The following is a 17873-nucleotide window of genomic DNA, read 5'->3' on the forward strand; positions in this document are numbered from 1 at the left end:
GGGCCACTGTGGCCCGCGCCCCTCCTGCCGTCGCGCTCCTCGGTCTCCCGGCCGTCCCCGGGCCGTCTCCCGCCGGGCCCCGGGAGGCACCCGGCCTCAGGACACTCGGCCGAAGGACTCAGCCGCAGGACTCCGCCGGACCGGGCTCCGCCGGATCCTCGTGCCGGGCCCCCGGGATGTGCGGCAACCTGGCCGCCGACACCACACCCTCCAGATAGCCCCGCGCCCGCTCCGTCCGCGGGTACGCCTCCAGCAGCGCCCAGAAGTCCGGGCCGTGGTCCGGCACCAGCAGGTGCGCCAGCTCGTGCAGCAGCACGTAGTCGACCACGTACTCCGGCATTCCCTGCAGGCGGTGCGAGAGCCGGATCGTCCGCTCACTGGGGGTGCACGAACCCCAGCGCGAGTTCTGGTTGGTCACCCAGCGGACCTGGGCGGGCTGGGCCCGACCGTCCAGATAGGCCACCGAGAGCTCCCGCGCCCGGGCCACCAGCGCATCGTCGCCGAGCACCCGGCGGCTCTCCTGGGCCGCCAGCTTCTCCAGCATCTGCGCGACCCAGCGCTGCTCCTCCGCGTGCGACATCCGGGCCGGGATCAGCACGATCGTGCGATCGCCCTCGCGGTACGCGGACACCGTCCGGCTGCGGCGGGCACTGCGCCGCACCTCCACCCGGGAGCGGTCGAAGGGCTCCCGTGCGGGCGACGGCTGCTGCTCCGGACACTGCTGTTCCGGACGCCCACGCGTGCTCGGCGCCGCCACTTGCGACCCGGACGCTGCACGGGCACGCCGAGGCGACGCCGAGGGATGGGAGTCCCGTTCGGCTGCCATGGCACACGACGTTACCCGTTACCCCTGACAGAAGTCCGCTGCCGTGGCCGAAATCTTTCGTGGAGCGATCGGGAACGAAAGGCCGACGGAAGGTGTCCGGAATCGGACATCGGTCCGGACGGAAAGTTATCCACAGGGCATGCGAACAGATCATCCGGTCATAGCCCCGCACCTGTGGACAACCCGCCGCACCGCGGCTCCCCGATCGGGCATGCTGCCGTCGGCCGTCCGGAAACGATCGGGAGGAAGACCACCGTGCGCCTCGCCCTCAAGCCCGCCCTCTCCCGCAGCTGGCGGGACTCGGACACCCTGCAGTTCGGCACCGTCCCCCAGCACGCGGGCGTACTCGCCCGCGCCTCCGGCACGATGCTGCGCGAGTTCCTCGACCTCGTCGACGGCACTCGCGACCGGCCCGCCCTCCTGGCCGAGAGCGAGCGGATCGGTTTCGGGCGCGACCCGGCCGACTCCCTCCTCGACCTCCTGGAGGAAGCCGGGGTGCTCGACGACGCCGAGGCCGCGGCCGGCGCCCTCGCCCTCTTCCCGCAGCCGCACCGCGAGCTGCTCGGCCCGGACCTCGCCTCGCTGTCGCTGATCCACCCCGGCCCCGGTGCCGCACCCGCCGTCCTGGCCCGGCGGCCCGAGCAGGCCGTCGAGGTCCGCGGCGCCGGCCGGATCGGGGCGGCCGTCGGCGCCGTGCTCGCCGCGGGCGGCGTCGGCACGGTCACCGTGGTCGACTCCGGCCGGGTCGCACCGGGCGACTGCTCCCCCGCCGGGCTCCCGCCGGCCGACGTCGGCCGGGTCCGTGCCACCGCCGCCCGCGAGGCCGTCGACCGGGCGGCGGCCCGGAGCCCGGCCCGGCGCAAGCGGCGCCCGAGGCCCGGGCCGCCCGACCTGGTGGTGCTCACGCCCCGCGACGGCAGCGCGGCCTTCGCCGGCGGCACACCACTGGCCCGGGAGCTGCTGCGGGCCGGCGTTCCGCACCTCTACGTCGGTGTGGTCGAGGAGTACGGGGTGGTCGGCCCCCTGGTCGCGCCGGGAGTGTCGGCCTGCGGTCACTGCCTGGTCCTGACCCGGGAGGACCAGGACGCCGCCTGGCCGAGGATCCTCGCCCAACTCGCCGACGGCGGCCCGGGGCGGGCCCCGACGCCGGCCTGCGACATCGCGCTCGCCACCTCGGTCGCCGGGCTGGCCGCGCTGCACGCCCAGGTGTTCCTGGACGGCGGGCGTCCGCCCAGCCTGGACGGCTGGTGCGAGATCTCGGCCGTCGACGGGACGTCCCGCCGCCTGCGGCTCAAGGGCCACCCGGAGTGCGGATGCCTCTGGCAACCGACCGCGCCGCACTAGGACGGAGCGCCAACCGGGTGACAGGGGTGGAGTCTTGATCATTCGTCAGTCGCACGGGAAAAGAGGGCACCACGAGGCCCCGGAGCTACTACTGTGGCGTCGGCCGCCCGGCGGACGCCGAGAGTGGCCCGCGCAACGATCGCAACGCTCGTGCACGACCTCACCGAGAGGTATCGACATGATCACTCGCAGATCGCTCATCGGCGCCGGGGCCCTGGCCGTCCCGCTGGCCGCCGTCCCGGCCCTGCCCGCCGTCGCCACCGCGGCCGAGGCCCGGCGGCGACGATGGTCCCGGCTGTCCGACCGACTGCACGGCACGCTGGTCCTCCCCGGTGACCCGACCTACGGCGTCGCCAAGCAGATCGGCCAGGCCCGCTTCGACTCGGTCGAACCGGCCGCCGTCGCCTACTGCGCCGACGAGGCCGACGTCTCGCTCTGCCTCCGCTACGCCCAGGACCACGACCTGCCGATCGCCGTCCGCGCCGGCGGGCACAGCGGCGGCGGCTGGTCCACCGGCACCGGCCTGGTGGTCGACGTCTCCCGGCTGAACAGCGCCGCGGTGACGCCCGGGTCCGCGACCTTCGGCGGCGGCACCCAGCTCGTCGACGTGACCAACGCGGTCGCCCCGCACGGCCTGGCCGTCTCCGGCGGCTTCTGCCCCACCGTGTCCCTCGGCGGCTTCCTCCAGGGCGGCGGAATCGGCCTGCTGACCCGCCATGCCGGCATCTCCAGCGACAAGGTGACCTCGGCCCGGGTGGTGCTGGCGAACGGCCGGACCGTCACCGCCTCGGCCGAGGAGCACGACGACCTGTACTGGGCGCTGCGCGGCGGTGGCGGCGGCAACTTCGGTGTCGTCACCTCCTACACGGTGACCCCGGTGCCGGTGACCACCCTGACCATGGCCAGCCTCAGCTGGTCCTTCGACCGCGCGGTGGATGTGCTGGACGCCTGGACGCACTGGCTCCCCGACGCCCCGCGGACCCTGGGCGGCGGGGCGGTGGTCGGCCTTCGTGACGCCGCGCCCGGCGCCACCCCGTTCGTCTCGGTACTGGTCGGCTCGATCGGCACCGAGGCCGAACTCAACACCCAGACAGGCCGACTGGTCGACCTGGTGGGCGCGGTGCCGGCCTCCCGGAGCGGCTACACCGCCCCCTACCTGTCCGTCATGATGGGCTTCTACGGCTGCGGCTCCTACACCCAGGACCAGTGCCACCGGACGGGTACCGGGCCGGCCGCCGTGCTGCCCCGGCCGACCGCGGCCGTGGACCGGGGCCGGCTGTTCGACGCCCCGCCGCCGCGCTCGGTCTGGGAGGCCGCGGTCGGCCTGCTGGACCGGGACCGGCTGGCCGGGCAGCAGCGAATGGTGCAGCTGAACGCGCTCGGCGGCGCCGCCAACGATCCGGCGCGCACGGCCACCGCCTACGTCCACCGGAACGCGCTGTTCAACGCGAGCCTCGGCGCGGTGATCGCCTCCGGGCCGGTGGACGCGACGGCGATCGCGGCGGCCCGGAGCTGGGCGGACGCCGGTTTCGCAGTGCTCGACCCGCACTCCTCCGGCGAGACCTACCAGAACTTCGTCGATCCCGGGCTGCCGGACTGGCGGCACGCCTACTACGGGGAGAACTATCCCCGACTGGTCGCGGTGAAGCGCCGGTACGACCCGCACCGGCTGTTCTCCTTCGCCCAGGCCGTCGGCGCCTGATCCGGCCCGGCCGTGGGGCCCGTGCCCCACGGCCGGGCCGGATCTCCGGACTCGGATCTTCGGGCCCGAGGTTCGGGCCCGAGGTTCGGGCCCGAGGTCCGGGCCCGAGGTCCGGGCCCGAGGTCCGGGCCCGACCGCGACCGGCACCGCCCCGGCGGGGCGGCCGATTCCGGCCGGGGCCGCACCGTCGAGCGGGCACAATGGCGTATGACGGTCGGCCCCCGCCGCGGGGGCCTGGGGCATGTCGACTTGGAGGCCCGGGTGAGCGATCTTCCGCGCAAGGCAATGACCCGCACGGCAAGACTCGCCGCCCTGCCGCTGGGGATAGCCGGCCGGGCCACCCTGGGGCTGGGGAAGCGGATCGGCGGCCGGTCGGCCGAGGTGGTGACCGCCGAACTGCAACAGGCGACCGCCGACCAGCTGTTCAAGGTCCTGGGCGAGCTCAAGGGCGGGGCGATGAAGTTCGGACAGGTGCTGTCCGTCTTCGAGGCCGCGCTGCCCGAGGAGGTGGCCGGACCGTACCGGGCGGCGCTGACCAAGCTGCAGGACGCCGCGCCGCCGATGCCGGCCGCGAAGGTGCACGCGGCGCTGGCGGAGCGGCTGGGCGCGGACTGGCGGAGCCTGTTCCTGGAGTTCGAGGACCGCCCGTCGGCGGCCGCGTCGATCGGCCAGGTGCATCGGGCGGTGTGGCACGACGGCCGCACCGTCGCGGTCAAGGTCCAGTACCCGGGAGCCGGTGACGCGCTGCTGGCGGACCTGTCGCAGCTGAGCCGGGTGGCATGGCTGCTGGGACCGCTGATTCCGGGCCTGGACATCAAGCCGCTGATCACCGAGCTGCGGGAGCGGGTCGCCGAGGAGCTCGACTACGAGCTGGAGGCCCAGGCCCAGCGCCGTCATGCCGAGGAGTTCGCGGACGATCCGGAGATCGCGGTGCCCGGGGTGGTCGCCCAGGCCGACCAGGTCCTGGTGTCGGAGTGGATGGACGGCACGCCCCTGGCCGAGGTGATCGCCTCGGGGTCGCAGGAGGAGCGGGACCGGGCGGGAAAGCTGCTGGCGCGGTTCCTGTTCGCCGGTCCGTCGCGGACGGGGCTGCTGCACGCGGATCCGCATCCGGGCAACTTCCGGCTGCTGAAGGACGACGGCCCGGTGGAGGGCTGGCGGCTGGGGGTGCTGGACTTCGGCACGGTCGACCGACTGCCGGGCGGGCTGCCGGCGCCGATCGGGGCGTCCCTGCGGATGGCACTGGCCGGCGACGCGGCAGGGGTGCTGGCGATGCTGCGCGAAGAGGGCTTCGTGAAGCCCTCGATCGAGCTGGACCCGGACGCGGTACTGGACTACCTGGTGCCGATCATCGAGCCGGCGGCGGTGGAGTCGTTCCACTTCACGCGGGCGTGGATGCGGGCCCAGGCGGCGCGGATCGCGGATCCGCGCTCCCCCGCGTACAACCTGGGCAAGCAGTTGAACCTGCCGCCGTCGTACCTGTTGATCCATCGGGTGACGCTGAGCACCATCGGGGTGCTGTGCCAGTTGGGTGCGAAGGCGCCGTTCCGGGTCGAGATGCTGGAGTGGCTGCCGGAGTTCGCGGCGCCGGGCTCGGCGGCCGGCCGACCGACCGCGAAGGCGGCGGCCCCGAAGGGCACGGCCCCGAAGGCCCCGACCCGGAAGGCCGCGGCGGCGAAGCGGTCGACGGCCCCGCGGCGCCGGGGCCCTTCGGCCGAGGGCTGACCGCGGCGTCGTCCGCCGCCCCACCACTCGCCCCACCGTTCGCCCCGCCGCGCGGCGCGGCGGCAACGGCCGCAGGCCGCCCCCCGATGTCGGGGGGCGGCCTGCGGCGCGACGGGGGTCCGGCGGGGCCGGGCGGGTGCCGGCGTCCCGGTCACCCGGCGGCACTGCCCGGGCATGGCGACATCGCCTCGGGTCGTCCCCACCTTTCGGCGGTCCGACCTCGGGGCGATGTCACATCAGGGCGACGGCGATGGCCTTGCGGGCCCGCAGCGAGGCGCGCTCGGCCTTCTGCTTGAGCCGGTGGGCCCGGGCGACCCGGCCGACGAGCCGTTGGTGCTCGGCCTCCTGGAGGCGCTCTTGCATATGGGCCCGGGCCAGGGATTCGTGGAGAAGTTGCATTTCGAGGGTCCTGTTCTGGATCTGAAGTTCGGTGGTCTGCTCAGCGCGGACGGTCGGATCGATGGCGGCGGCGGTCATGTGGTGGTCCTGCTCGGGGTGCGTCGTCGGGAAGGGGTGGATGCGGGCGGCGTCGGCCTTGGCGGCCGCGAGGCGTACGGAGCGCCGGAGGGAGTTGTCCGGCAGGGGCTGCTCTCCCCGGCGGACGGCCTCGGCCCCGGACGCGGGGTTCACGCCGCGACCTCGGTCTTGCGCGGGCGGCCGCGGGGCCGCTTGCGGGCCACGACGACACCCTGGACGAAGAGCTCGCCACCCCAGACGCCCCACGGCTCGCGGCGCTCGACCGCACCGGTGAGACACGCGTCCTTGACCGGGCAGGTGCCGCAGAGGGACTTCGCGTACTCGACGTCGGCGGGCGTCTCGGCGAAGAAGACCTCGGGGTCGAAGGCGCGGCACGGGATGGGGAGACCGAGCTGCTCGGCCTGGTCGATCGAGGTGAACTGCATGGGGAGAACCTCCGGGGGGTCGGCCTGGTCGGCCTTGATCTGGCTTGTCGGCGGTACGGACGGGGTGGGCGGTGTGATGACCGTGGACACTGTGTGCGTCTTCCTCGTCTTCTCAGTGGGTCCGGCTCAGCTGACTGGTGGGGCTGGGCCGGAGGCCCCGGAGGGCCTGGGTGGTCTTGCGTACCGGACAAAACAGAAGGGCCGCGGATCCCGGTGTGACGGGGTTCCGCGGCCCTGGAGGCGCCGACCTGAGGTTGCTCAGGTTCGTTCTCTCCAGGGTTCAGGCCCGCGGAAGGCCCGCATCCGGACGGCCGTGGCGTCCGTAAAGACGGCCATGGCCTGCTTGATCTGCTGCTCGTTCTGCTTCTGGGCGTTTCCGGCACCGATGACCTGCGCATAGCCGCCATGCATGGCGGCGGCTACGGCCGCCTTCGGTGCCTGGGTCGGTCGCTCGTCACGCGGGGAGCGCGACGCATCGACCGAGGCCCAGTCACGGGACAGACCAGTCTCGACACGGGTGCCGTCGAAGCTGCCGCCCTCATTGCCATTGCTGCCGAGGCCAGTGTGTCCAAGACCACTGACAACGGAGGCGGCGAAGACGGGAGCGACTGCGACACGGGTGGCGTCGAGACCCAGACCGGTTCCGCACAGCTCGGCGGTGATCCGCAGGCTGGCGGCACGCAGGGAGGCAGCGTCGACGGTCTGGCCAGTCACTTTGGTGTTCATGATGTCCACTGTCTTCGCCTCCTCTCGGCGTCTCGCGGAGCCTGGTCTCCCGGGCTCCGAACTGTTCGGATGTCTGTCTCGGTGAAGCTGGTGGGGCAGGGGGGCACAGCGACAGGTTTCACCCCGTGCGACCGCGTCCCCTTGACCGCTCCGGCAGGCTATTGCGCTCCCGGTACGGCGCGCAAACTATTTTTCCGGCGAGTTTCCCGACGGTCTCCTCGGCGCTCCCCGGCGCCGGCTGTGATCGCCCCGGACCGGCTCAGGCCGGTTCGTCCGACCGACCGTCCATGACGTCCGCCGGATCCCCCTCGGGCTCCTCCCCCGCACACAACGAGAGCACGGCCGCCCCGTATTTGTCCAGCTTCATGGCCCCGACCCCGGAGATCGAGGCCAGCTCCTGGCGGTTGGCGGGGACGTCCTCGGCGATGGCCATCAGGGTGGCGTCGGTGAAGACGACGTAGGCGGGCGCGCCCTGTTCCCTGGCCTGGGCGGCACGCCACTCGCGCAGCCGCTCGTAGAGCGCCTCGTCCATGGTCGAGGGGCAGGTCTCGCAGCGGCGGAGCTTGCGCTCGACGGCCTCGGTGAGGACGCGCTCGCAGACCCGGCAGGTGACCGGGCCGCGGACCCGGCGCCCGGCGGAGCGCTCGCCGCCCTCGGCCCCGCCGCGTCCGCCGCGGCTCGCGGGGCGACTGCCGGGGGCGCTGGAGCCGGGCCGCAGCCCGTCCAGGAAGCGGGTGGGCTTGCGGGAGGCCCGGCCGCCCGGGGAGCGGGAGAGCGCCCAGGAGAGGGTGAGGTGCTTGCGGGCGCGGGTGACACCGACGTAGAGGAGGCGGCGCTCCTCCTCGACCTGCTCGTCCGTCTTGGCGTAGATGATCGGCATGGTGCCCTCGGTGAGGCCGACGAGGAAGACGGCGTCCCACTCGAGACCCTTGGCGGCGTGCAGGGAGGCCAGGGTGACGCCCTCGACCGCGGGGGCGTGCTGGGCGGCGGCGCGGGCGTCGAGTTCGGCGACGTAGGCGGCGAGGTCGGTGGTCAGGCCCTCGGCCGCGCGGCCCCGCTCGAACTCCTCGGCCAGCCGGACCAGGGCGGCGAGGGACTCCCAGCGGTCCCGGACCGCGCCGGAACCGGCGGGGGGTTCGGGGGTGAAGCCGCGGGCGGCGAGGACGGCGCGGACCTGCCCCGCGAGGTCGGGGGCGCCGTCGGTGACGGGGTCGGAACCGGCCCGGGCCGCGCCGCGGAGCAGGACGCCGGCGTCCCGGACCTCGGGGCGTTCGAAGAACCGCTCGGCGCCCTTGAGCTGGTAGGGGACGGCGAGGTCGGAGAGGGCCTGCTCGTAGACCTCGGACTGGCCGTTGGTGCGGAACAGGACGGCGATCTCGCTGGCGCGCACCCCGGCGGCGATGAGGTCCTTGATCCGCCGGGCGGTCGTCTCGGCCTCGGTGGGCTCGTCCTCGTACTCGGTGTAGAGGGGCTCGGGGCCGGCCTCGCGCTGGGAGACGAGTTCGAGGCGGTGACGGGCGGCCTCGCCCCGGGCCTGGGCGAGCAGCCCGTTGGCGAGGTGGACCACCTGGGGGGTGGAGCGGTAGTCGCGGACCAGCTTGACGACGGTGGCCTCGGGGTGGCGGGCGCGGAAGCCGAGCAGGTAGTCCGGGGTGGCGCCGGTGAAGGAGTAGATGGTCTGGCTGGCGTCGCCGACGACGCAGAGGCTGGTGCCGCCGCCGGGGCCGGTCCACTGGTCCAGGAGGCGCTGCTGGAGCGGGGAGACGTCCTGGTACTCGTCGACGGTGAAGTGCCGGTACTGGGCGCGGACCTGGTCGGCGATGTCCGGCCGGTCCTCCAGGATGGCGGCGGTGAGCAGCAGCACGTCCTCGAAGTCGATGTTGCCGCGGCGGCTCTTGGTCTCCTCGTAGACGCGGTAGACCTGGGCGGTCTCGGCGGGGTCGCGGGGGGCGTCGCGGCCGGACTTGGCGACGGCGGCGGGGTAGTCGTCCGGGCCGGTCTGGGTGACCTTGGCCCATTCGATCTCGGCGGTGAGGTCGCGGAGCTCGGTGCGCTGGACGCGCAGGCCGCAGCGGCCGGCGGACTCGGCGACCAGCTGGACCTTGCGCTCGAGCAGCTGCGGGACGGGGCCGCCGATGGCGCGGGGCCAGAAGTAGTGGAGCTGGCGCAGCGCGGCGGCGTGGAAGGTGCGGGCCTGGACGCCCTCGGCGCCGAGCTGGCGCAGGCGGCCGCGCATCTCGCCGGCGGCGCGGGCGGTGAAGGTGACGGCGAGCACCTGCTGGGGCTGGTAGACACCGCTGCGCACGCCGTAGGCGATGCGGTGGGTGATGGCCCGGGTCTTGCCGGTGCCGGCGCCGGCGAGGACGCAGACGGGACCGTGCAGGGCGGTGGCGACGGCCCGCTGCTCGGGGTCGAGTCCGGCGAGGACGGCGTCGGGGCCGCCGGCGGCGGGGTGACCGGTCCGGTGGGCGTCCTGGTGTCCGTCGAACGGGCTGCCGCTCAAGAGGTCTTCCTGCATGCGTTCCATCCTCTCAGCCCGGGCGGACATCCCGGGCGGGGTTGTCCACAAGCCCGGTGCGATCGCCGGATGATCGCGGCGCGGACGGCGGGTGGTGGCACACTCGGGGCGCGTGCCCCGGGGCATGCGCCGGTACGGCGGGGCCGACGCCGTGGAATGACCGCCGGGCGGTGGACGTTCTCCCCCCGGAGCCGTGGAACGCACGCGGTACCGGTACGCGCGCGCGTTGGCGTCCGCACGCCCTCTCCACCCGATTCGCTATCCGAAGGAGTCCCCTCGATGTCCGGCAGCGTGACGATGTACAGCACGACCTGGTGCGGCTACTGCAACCGGCTCAAGAGCCAGCTGGAGCGCGAGGGCATCGGCTACACCGAGATCAACATCGAGGAGGACCCGGCGTCGGCGTCCTTCGTGGAGTCGGTGAACAACGGCAACCAGACCGTGCCGACCGTGCTGGTGACGCCGACCGCCGGTGGCGAGCGGGTCGTGATGACCAACCCGAGCCTGCTCCAGGTGAAGAAGGCCCTGGCGTCCTGACGCCGGACGGTCCGACACCCGGCGGTACGGCCCCGGCGGCCCGACACCCGGCGGTACGGCCCCGACGCCCGACGGCAGGGCCCCGGCGGCCCGGCCCCGGGCGGTCCCGGCCGGCGCGCGCCCGCCCCGCGGGTCACTGCGCGTCGGCCCGGGCCGGGTCGACGGGGGCGGCCGGCGCGGGCAGCGTGGTCCGGGCGGCGAGGTCGCCGACCCCGTAGACCAGCCGGCTGCGGTCGGCCGAGTAGCGGGTCTCGATCACCCGGACCGGCCCGCGCCGGTCGTAGGTGACCCGGGTCTGGACCACCAGCGGCACCCCGGGGCCGCCCTGGAACCACTGGGCCTCCTCGGGACCGGGCATCCTGGCCACCAGGTGGTCGACGGCGCCGACCTCGGTGCGCCCGAGGGCGGCGAGCACGGCCTCGTCGCCGCCGTCGATCTGGTCGGGTTCCATCAGCGGGGTGCCGGCCGCGAGACCGGCCCGGTAGTGGCTCTCCTCGATGGAGTACGGCTCGCGGTCGAGCAGCCGCAGCTGGCGGCGGACCACGATCGCCTCGCCGGGACGCATTCCGAGCCGCTCGGCGATGTCGACGCGGGCCCGGACGATCATCATCTCGAAGTCGACGGTGAGCTCGCGGCCACTGTCGTCGGCCTCGCCCCGGTAGACCTCGCTGGGGGTGGCCAGGCAGTCCAGCGCGGCGGGGCCCTGCGGTTCGAGGCGGGGGGCGGGCCCGTAGGCGCGGTGATCGAGCACCGGGTGCTCGCGCAGATAGGTGCCCTTGCCCTGGAGCCGGACGAGCCGGCCCTCGTTGACGAGGACGTCGACGGCGAGGCGGACGGTGTTGCGGGCGACGCCGTACTGGCGCTCCAGCTCGCTCTCGACCGGGAGGGCGGCGGCGGTGGTGAACTCGCCCTCCGCGATCCGGCGGCGCAGGTCCGCGGCGAGGCGCTGGTATTTGGGGGATTGGGCGGTGCCCCGGGGGATTGTCACCCGAGTGAATGTAGCGAGACGGGTGAGCGGCTTTCAGGCGTTTGCCGCAAAGTCGCCCGGGATCGGTGACGGTGTCCGGTCGGTGCCCCCCGCCCCTTCCGGGCAGGGCCGCTCCGGTTACGAACATCCTGGGGAGACGGGTTCGGAATGGAAATTGGGGGCGCGCGAATCAACTCCGCGCGCCCCCAATCCCTGGAACGCTCCGAAACCCCGGACCGGAACCCCGGATCCGGGCCCCGGCCCCGAACAGTTCCGAACATCCGGACCCGGAACCCAGGATCCGGACCGGCCCCGCGGGACCGCCGCCGGAACTACCAGCGGGCCGCCGACGGCAGCGGCTCGCCGTACCAGAGCTCGACCAGGTGCCGGGCGATCGAGATCCCGGACGGCGGCAGGATCTCCCCCGCCGCCATGCCCGCCCGCAGCTCCTCCCGGGAGAACCAGCGCGCCTCGGCCAGCTCCTCCCCGTCCACGGTGATCGCGGTGCCGTCCGGGTGCGCCTTGCCCAGGAAGCCCAGCATCAGGCTGGACGGGAACGGCCACGGCTGGCTGGCCACGTAGGAGACCTCGGCGACCTTCACCCCGGCCTCCTCGAACACCTCGCGCACGACCGCCTGCTCGATCGACTCCCCCGGCTCGACGAAACCGGCCAGCGTCGACCAGCGGCCCTCGGGCCAGAGCGCCTGGCGGCCGAGCAGGCAGCGGTCCTGCTCGTCGGTGATCATCATGATCACGGCCGGGTCGGTGCGCGGGTAGTGCTCGGCCGCGCAGGAGGTGCAGCGCCGCACGTGCCCGGCACCGGCCTTCTCGGTCGGGTGGCCGCAGCGCGAGCAGAAGCTGTGCAGCCGGTGCCAGTGCTCCAGGGCGACGGCGTGCACCAGCAGCCCGGCGTCCCGGTCGGAGAGCAGCGCCCCGACCTCGCGCAGCCCGGCCGGACGGGCGTCGCCGTCCAGCCGGCCCGGCAGGCTCTCGCCCGCCAGCGCGAAGTAGGAGACGCCGTCCTCGTCGGTCCCGAGGAAGTACCGGTCGCCGGTCTGCGGTGCCTCGAAGGAGGGCAGCAGGACCAGTTCGGTCCCCTGCCCGCTGTCCACCACGAACGCCTCGCCGCCGGCGATCGGCAGCACCTTGGTGGACGGGTGGCTCCACGCGGCCGCCAGCCAGGGCTCGTCGAACCGGTGCTGGGCCGCCCGGTCCACCCCGGCCCGGGCCAGCGCCAGGTGCAGCGGGTGTTCGGTCTCAGGCACGGTGCTCAACTGTTCCATCCCCACGTGATGAGTCTTCCGGACGGGTCGGGTGCGCCGCGCGGGCGGGGCGACGGGCGTCCCCCGGCGCCCCGGCCGCGCGCTGCCGATTCACTCTTGCCCGCCGCCGGGCCGCCAGTTCTCGGCGAGGTCGGCCCACAGGTAGGCGGCGGTCTCGACGCCCTTGGCCAGCAGGTCCAGCTCGACCTTCTCGTCCACCGAGTGCCAGCCGTCCGAGGGCACCGAGATGCCGAGGAACAGCACCGGCGCGCCGAGCACGTCCTGCAGGTCGGCGGCGGGGCCGGAACCGCCCTCACGGGTGAACAGGATCCGCTGCTCGAAGGCCCGTCCCATCGCCCGGACGGTGGACTGCAGGGCCGGGTGGTCCAGCGGGGTCAGGCAGGGCCTGGTGGCGCCCGGGAAGACCAGCTCGTACCTGATGCCCTCGGGCACCCGGTCGGCCACCCAGGAGCGGACGGCCTCGCGGACCTTCTCCACCTCCTGCCCGGCGACCAGCCGGAAGGACAGCTTCAGATGGGCCGAGGCGGGCACGATGGTCTTGCCGCCGGGGCCGGTGTAGCCGCCCCAGATGCCGTTGACCTCGGCGGTCGGGCGGGCCCAGATCCGCTCCAGGGTGGAGTAGCCGGCCTCGCCGCGGGTGCCGTACGACTTGGCGACCTTCAGCCAGGCGGCCTCGTCGAAGGGCAGCTCGGCGAAGAGCTCGCGCTCGCGGTCGGTCAGCTCGACCACGCCGTCGTAGAAACCGGGCACGGCGACCCGGTGGTCGGCGTCGTGCAGGCCGGCGGCCAGCTCGGCGGCGACGGCGGCCGGGTTGGGCACGGCGCCGCCGAAGGAGCCGGAGTGGATGTCGGTGTCCGGGCCGAACAGGTCGATCTGGGCGTCCGCGAGACCGCGCATGCCGGTGCAGACGGTCGGCGTGGTCTCGGACCACATGCCGGTGTCCGAGATGATGACGACATCGGCGGCCAGCCGCTCGGCCTCGCGGCGGACCAGCTCGGCGAAGTGCGGCGAGCCGGACTCCTCCTCGCCCTCGACCAGCAGCTTGAGGTTGACGGCCGGCGCGGTGCGGCCGGTGGCGGCCAGGTGGGCCCGCACCCCGAGGGTGTGGAAGAAGACCTGGCCCTTGTCGTCGGCGGCGCCCCGGGCGTACAGCCGGTTGCCGACCACGGTCGGCTCGAACGGGTCGGTCGCCCAGCCGTCCTCACGGGCGGCGGGCTGCACGTCGTGGTGCCCGTAGACGAGCACGGTCGGCGCGGACGCGTCCCCGGACGGCCACTCGGCGAAGACCGCCGGCAGGCCGTCCGTCTCCCACACCTCGGCCACCGGGAAGCCGGTGTCGCGCAGCTTGGCGGCCAGCCACTCGGCGGAGCGCCGCACGTCCCCGGCCCGGCCGGGGTCGGCGGACACCGAGGGGATGCGCAGCCAGTCGGCGAGGTCCGCGAGGAAGGCGGTCTGGTGCTGGTCGATGAAGGAGCGGACGACGCTGTCCGGGGTTCTCGTCATACCGACGACTTTAGTTCGCCCGGGCACCCCGCAGCGGCCCCGGTCCCACCCGGTGGCCGTCGCGGGGCCTGTAACGTCCGTCACCCCCGGACGCGCGCGGGGAGCGGCGCCGGGGGCGACGGGTCGACGGAGAGGTCGACGGGACGACGGGACGGACCGCCCGGATCAGCCGGAGCGGCGCAGCAGCGAGATCCGCGAGCGGGTGAGCAGCGCGGCCAGCCCGACCGCGAGCAGCGGCAGCAGGATCACGGTGCCGGCGATGGTGAACCAGGGGAACACCAGGGCGCCCTTGGCCGCCTCCTCCTGGAGGCTCATCCCGGGGTAGGCCGCCGAGGCCGCCTCGACCTTGCGCAGGGCGACCGCGGGCACCACGCCCGCGACCGCTCCGAGCAGGGCGCCCATGGCGGCGATGACCCCGCACTGGAACCCGGAGAGGGTGCGCCGGATCCGGGGCGCGGCCCCGACGGCGGCGAGGGTGGTGAGGTCGCGCTGGGAGTCGGCGGCCGCGAGGCCGGTGGCGATCCCGGCGGCGCCGAGGGCCACGAGGCCGGCGAACGCGGTGAGCCCGAGGCTGATCAGGTCGCCCGGGGACCGGTAGCCGCGCTCGACCTCGAAGTCGATGCCGTCGGACAGCTTGGCCAGGGCCGCGCGGGCCCGCTGCTCGCTGCCGTCGGTGGGCGCGGTGTCGGGCAGCCAGACGGAGCCGGCGTCGGTGCTGGTGAGGCCGAGGCGGCGGACGGTGTCGGCGCCGACCACGGCGGTTCCGCCGAGGGCGGCGTCTCCGGCCGCGAGCACGGCGTCGACGGTGACGGTGCGCACGGCGGGCTCGAAGTTCGCGTCCATCGGCCCGGCCGGGTAGGGCTCGGTGAGGTCGATGGAGACCTTGCCGTCCTTGAGGTACCGCTCGTCGAAGACGACGGCCTTGCCGGCGGCGACCGCCTGCCCGAAAGCCGGGTCGGCGATGCCGTAGAGGTTGCGCAGCAGGTTCGCGTCGCCGACCTGGACGGAGCCGAAGCTGTTGCCCCGGCTGATCCGGTCCTCCTTGCAGCGCGGGTCCTCACGGCCGAGCCGGTCGATGTCCTCCGGGGTGAGGCTGCGCCGGTTCTTGCCCCAGATCGGGCACTGCCGCTCCTCGGGCAGGGCCACCGAGACGCTGCCGCAGCTGTTGCCGCCGGCCCGGCAGTCGCCGAGGTAGGTGACCCGCTGGACGTCGGCGCGGGCGCCGAGGCCGGGGACGGAGTTCTGCACGGCGCCGCGCTGCTGGGCCAGCATCGAACCGTCGGCGGAGGCGCCCCAGCCGCTGGCCAGGATGACGGCGTTGGCCGGTCCGGCGGCCACGTACTCGCGGCGGTGCTGCTCGTCGCTGCTGGCGACGTAGACACCGACGGCGACGCTGCCGGCGACGGCGGCCATGACGGCGGCGACGGCGGGGGCGGTGCGGCCGCGGTGGCGGACGGAGTCGCGCAGGGCGAGGCGGGGGCCGAGCGGCAGCCAGCGGCCGATCCGGCCGAACAGGCCGACCAGGTAGGGGGTGAGGGCGACCATGCCGAGTTCGGCGACCACGGAGCCGCCGAGCACGGAGAGGGAGCGGCCGCCGAAGCCGCCGGTGGAGCCGAGCAGGGCGAGGGCGGAGCCGCCGCCGAGCATCAGCAGGCCGAGCAGGGCGAGCTTGCGGCTGGGCGGCTTGAGCGTGTCGCGCCCGGTGAGGGCGGCGACGACGTCCTGCCGGGAGGCCTGGACGGCGGGCACGACGGCGGCGAGCAGACCGGTGACGAGACCGATCAGCAGGATGCCGAGCAGGTCGAGCGGCTGCAGGTCGAAGTGGCCGAAGCGCTCGCCGGCGGCCGCCTCGGCGCGGGTGCGGAACAGCGCGACGAGGCCGATGCCGCCGACCAGGCCGACGACGGCGCCGGTGAGGCCGAGCACGACACCGCCGCCGAGGACGACGGCCCGCACCTGGGCACGGTCACCGCCGCCGGCGGCGAGCAGACCGAGCTGGCGGCGGGAGCGGCGGGCGCCGACGGCGAAGGCGGGACCGGCCAGCAGGACGATCTCCAGCAGGGCCATGCCGACCACGGTGCCGAGAATGACGACCGCGGTCCGGTCGAAGAAGGGGGTGGGACTGCCGCTGCCGCGGCTGTCCAGGTAGGCGTAGAAGGGCACCTCGGAGCGGGCCGGCGGGTCGAGCAGCACGGCGCGCGAGGAGGCGATGAAGCCGTACTTGTTGAGCTCCATCACCTTGGACCAGTCGAGACCGGCCCCGGCCGGGAGCTTGACCAGCCAGTGGCTGACCCCCTCGCTCACCGAGGTGGTGCCGCGGGGCGCGCCGGACGGGTTCTCGAGCTTGTCGATCAGGGCGCCCGGGCGGGCGAACAGCACGGCGGAGCGCAGCTCGCCGGGGTACTCGGCGACGCCGGTGATGGTGTACGGGGTGGCCTGGAGGCCGCGGGGCGCGGTGCGGTCGCCGATCCTCAGCCCGGAGGTGTTCAGGAACTCCTGGCTGACGGCCACCTCGTGGTCGGCGCTGGGGGCACGGCCCTTGACGATGTTGTAGCGGCCGCGCCAGACGGGGTCGGCGAGGTCGGCCTCGGTGATCCGGACGTTGGTGAGGCCCTCGGCGGTGCTGGTGGCGGTGAAGGGACCCTCGCGGTACGGCACCAGGGTGGCGCCGGGCAGCAGTCGGCGGGCGAGGTCGGCGGGCTCGGTGTCGAGGCTGAGCCGCTGTTCGGGGGTGTAGGCGGGCTGCCCGTTCTCCTTCTTGGTCTCCCCGGCGTCGGTGACCCGGAAGTCCTCCTCGGGGTCGGGGGCCTGGAGCACGACGGCGCCGCGGTCGAGGATCCGCAGGTCGGCGGAGGACTGGCCCATGGTGCGGACGACCTTCTCGACCGGGTCGAGTTCGGCGCTGCGGAAGACGACGTCGGCGCCGGCGACGCCGAGCACGGGCAGGGCGACCATGGCGACGACGAGGGCGCTGCGGCCCTTGGCGCGCAGGGCGTCGCGGCGGGCGATGCGCAGGGCGACCCGCCAGGAGCTGAGCTTCACTCCGCCACCGGGCCCTTCGCGTTGGTGGCGGCGGCGACGAGCAGGCTGCCGGCGTCCTGGCTGGCGCTCTCGTCGACCATGCGGCCGTCGCGGAGGAAGACCACGCGGTCGGCCCAGGCGGCGTGCCGGGCCTCGTGGGTGACCATCATGGCGGCGGCGCCGGCGTCGCAGCGGGCGCGCAGCACCGCGAGCACGGACTCGCCGGTGGTGGAGTCGAGGGCGCCGGTGGGCTCGTCGGCGAGGACGAGACGGCGGTCGCCGATGAGGGCGCGGGCGATGGCGACGCGCTGCTGCTGGCCGCCGGACATGTCGTCGGGGAAGCGGTCGGCGAGTTCGGGGATGCCGAGCTCCTCCAGGGCGACGAGGGCCTCCCGGCGGGCGGCGCGGGCGGACACGCCGTCGAGTTCGCGCGGCAGCGAGATGTTCTCGGCGGCGGTGAGGGCCGGTATCAGGTTGTAGTCCTGGAAGACGTAGCCGACGGAGCGGCGGCGGACCTCGGCGAGCTTCTTGCGGTTGAGGCCGCCGAGCGCGACGCCCTCGACCAGGACCTGGCCGGTACTGGGGGTGTCGAGCCCGCCGGCGAGGGTGAGCAGGGTGGACTTGCCGGAGCCGGACGGGCCCATGACGGCGACGAACTCGCCGGGGCGGACCTTGAGGTCGACACCCCGCAGTGCCTGGACCTCGGCGGCGCCCTGGCCGTGGACACGGGTGACGTTGTCCAGGTGCAGGACGGCGGCGCCGCTGCTGGTCGGATCGGTGTGGGACACGGTTCCCCCTGCTGTGGTGGGGCCCGTCGCG

Annotated in this window: 14 protein-coding genes; 4 read left to right on the top strand and 10 right to left on the bottom strand. The window is 74.4% G+C overall.

The window, feature by feature from the left end; translation table 11 throughout:
• Positions 1-118: 118 nt before the first annotated feature.
• Positions 119-826 (bottom strand): SprT-like domain-containing protein, encoded by a 708-nt coding sequence (locus ACIPYS_RS11085; protein ID WP_400745389.1) that lies wholly within the window; start codon positions 824-826, stop codon positions 119-121.
• A gap of 255 nt (positions 827-1081) precedes the next feature.
• On the opposite strand from ACIPYS_RS11085, the gene ACIPYS_RS11090 reads away from it, so the two are divergent.
• From ACIPYS_RS11090 to ACIPYS_RS11100, 3 genes are all read left to right on the top strand, one after another.
• Positions 1082-2170: a ThiF family adenylyltransferase gene (locus ACIPYS_RS11090; RefSeq protein WP_159424900.1), complete on the top strand. Its 1089-nt coding sequence runs from the start codon at positions 1082-1084 to the stop codon at positions 2168-2170.
• A gap of 178 nt (positions 2171-2348) precedes the next feature.
• Positions 2349-3872, top strand: coding sequence for an FAD-binding oxidoreductase (locus ACIPYS_RS11095; protein ID WP_093860628.1), 1524 nt, complete (start codon positions 2349-2351; stop codon positions 3870-3872).
• Between the two features lie 261 nt (positions 3873-4133).
• Positions 4134-5597 carry an ABC1 kinase family protein gene (locus ACIPYS_RS11100; protein ID WP_400745392.1) on the top strand — a complete coding sequence of 488 codons (1464 nt, stop codon included), beginning with the start codon at positions 4134-4136 and terminating at the stop codon, positions 5595-5597.
• A gap of 231 nt (positions 5598-5828) precedes the next feature.
• Here the strand turns inward: ACIPYS_RS11100 and ACIPYS_RS11105 are convergent, their stop codons facing one another.
• The 4 genes from ACIPYS_RS11105 to ACIPYS_RS11120 form a co-directional block, all read right to left on the bottom strand.
• Positions 5829-6227 (bottom strand): hypothetical protein, encoded by a 399-nt coding sequence (locus tag ACIPYS_RS11105; protein WP_353653569.1) that lies wholly within the window; start codon positions 6225-6227, stop codon positions 5829-5831.
• Positions 6224-6589: a WhiB family transcriptional regulator gene (locus ACIPYS_RS11110; RefSeq protein ID WP_369826142.1), complete on the bottom strand. Its 366-nt coding sequence runs from the start codon at positions 6587-6589 to the stop codon at positions 6224-6226. The genes ACIPYS_RS11105 and ACIPYS_RS11110 overlap by 4 nt, the downstream gene beginning before the upstream one ends.
• 168 nt (positions 6590-6757) lie before the next feature.
• On the bottom strand, positions 6758-7234 hold the full coding sequence (locus ACIPYS_RS11115; RefSeq protein ID WP_093860630.1) for a hypothetical protein: 477 nt from the start codon (positions 7232-7234) through the stop codon (positions 6758-6760).
• Between the two features lie 250 nt (positions 7235-7484).
• Positions 7485-9752 (bottom strand): ATP-dependent DNA helicase UvrD2, encoded by a 2268-nt coding sequence (locus ACIPYS_RS11120; RefSeq protein WP_093860631.1) that lies wholly within the window; start codon positions 9750-9752, stop codon positions 7485-7487.
• 270 nt (positions 9753-10022) lie between these two features.
• Between ACIPYS_RS11120 and ACIPYS_RS11125 the strand changes: the two genes are divergently transcribed.
• Positions 10023-10280: a mycoredoxin gene (locus tag ACIPYS_RS11125; RefSeq protein ID WP_030392921.1), complete on the top strand. Its 258-nt coding sequence runs from the start codon at positions 10023-10025 to the stop codon at positions 10278-10280.
• Positions 10281-10413: 133 nt separating this feature from the next.
• Here ACIPYS_RS11125 and ACIPYS_RS11130 read toward each other — a convergent pair whose 3' ends face one another.
• From ACIPYS_RS11130 to ACIPYS_RS11150, 5 genes are all read right to left on the bottom strand, one after another.
• Positions 10414-11268, bottom strand: a complete 855-nt coding sequence (locus ACIPYS_RS11130; protein WP_400745394.1) for a GntR family transcriptional regulator — start codon at positions 11266-11268, stop codon at positions 10414-10416.
• Positions 11269-11579: 311 nt separating this feature from the next.
• A complete protein-coding gene (gene nudC, locus ACIPYS_RS11135) occupies positions 11580-12530 on the bottom strand; it encodes an NAD(+) diphosphatase (protein ID WP_093860633.1) in 951 nt (316 codons plus the stop codon).
• 90 nt (positions 12531-12620) lie between these two features.
• Positions 12621-14033: a dipeptidase gene (locus ACIPYS_RS11140; RefSeq protein WP_093860634.1), complete on the bottom strand. Its 1413-nt coding sequence runs from the start codon at positions 14031-14033 to the stop codon at positions 12621-12623.
• Positions 14034-14198: 165 nt separating this feature from the next.
• Positions 14199-17075: an FtsX-like permease family protein gene (locus ACIPYS_RS11145; RefSeq protein ID WP_400745396.1), complete on the bottom strand. Its 2877-nt coding sequence runs from the start codon at positions 17073-17075 to the stop codon at positions 14199-14201.
• Positions 17072-17842, bottom strand: coding sequence for an ABC transporter ATP-binding protein (locus ACIPYS_RS11150; protein ID WP_093860636.1), 771 nt, complete (start codon positions 17840-17842; stop codon positions 17072-17074). Before ACIPYS_RS11150 ends, ACIPYS_RS11145 begins: the two co-directional genes overlap by 4 nt.
• Positions 17843-17873: the final 31 nt, after the last annotated feature.

It is taken from the genome of Kitasatospora sp. NPDC089913, assembly GCF_044748625.1.
Lineage (GTDB): Bacteria > Actinomycetota > Actinomycetes > Streptomycetales > Streptomycetaceae > Kitasatospora.

Coding starts and splice junctions, on each gene's coding strand:
- ACIPYS_RS11095 (WP_093860628.1), top strand. CDS start 2,349: ATGATCACTCGCAGATCGCTCATCGGCGCCGGGGCCCTGGCCGTCCCG.
- ACIPYS_RS11085 (WP_400745389.1), bottom strand. CDS start 826: ATGGCAGCCGAACGGGACTCCCATCCCTCGGCGTCGCCTCGGCGTGCC.
- ACIPYS_RS11125 (WP_030392921.1), top strand. CDS start 10,023: ATGTCCGGCAGCGTGACGATGTACAGCACGACCTGGTGCGGCTACTGC.
- ACIPYS_RS11140 (WP_093860634.1), bottom strand. CDS start 14,033: ATGACGAGAACCCCGGACAGCGTCGTCCGCTCCTTCATCGACCAGCAC.
- ACIPYS_RS11120 (WP_093860631.1), bottom strand. CDS start 9,752: ATGGAACGCATGCAGGAAGACCTCTTGAGCGGCAGCCCGTTCGACGGA.
- nudC (WP_093860633.1), bottom strand. CDS start 12,530: ATGGAACAGTTGAGCACCGTGCCTGAGACCGAACACCCGCTGCACCTG.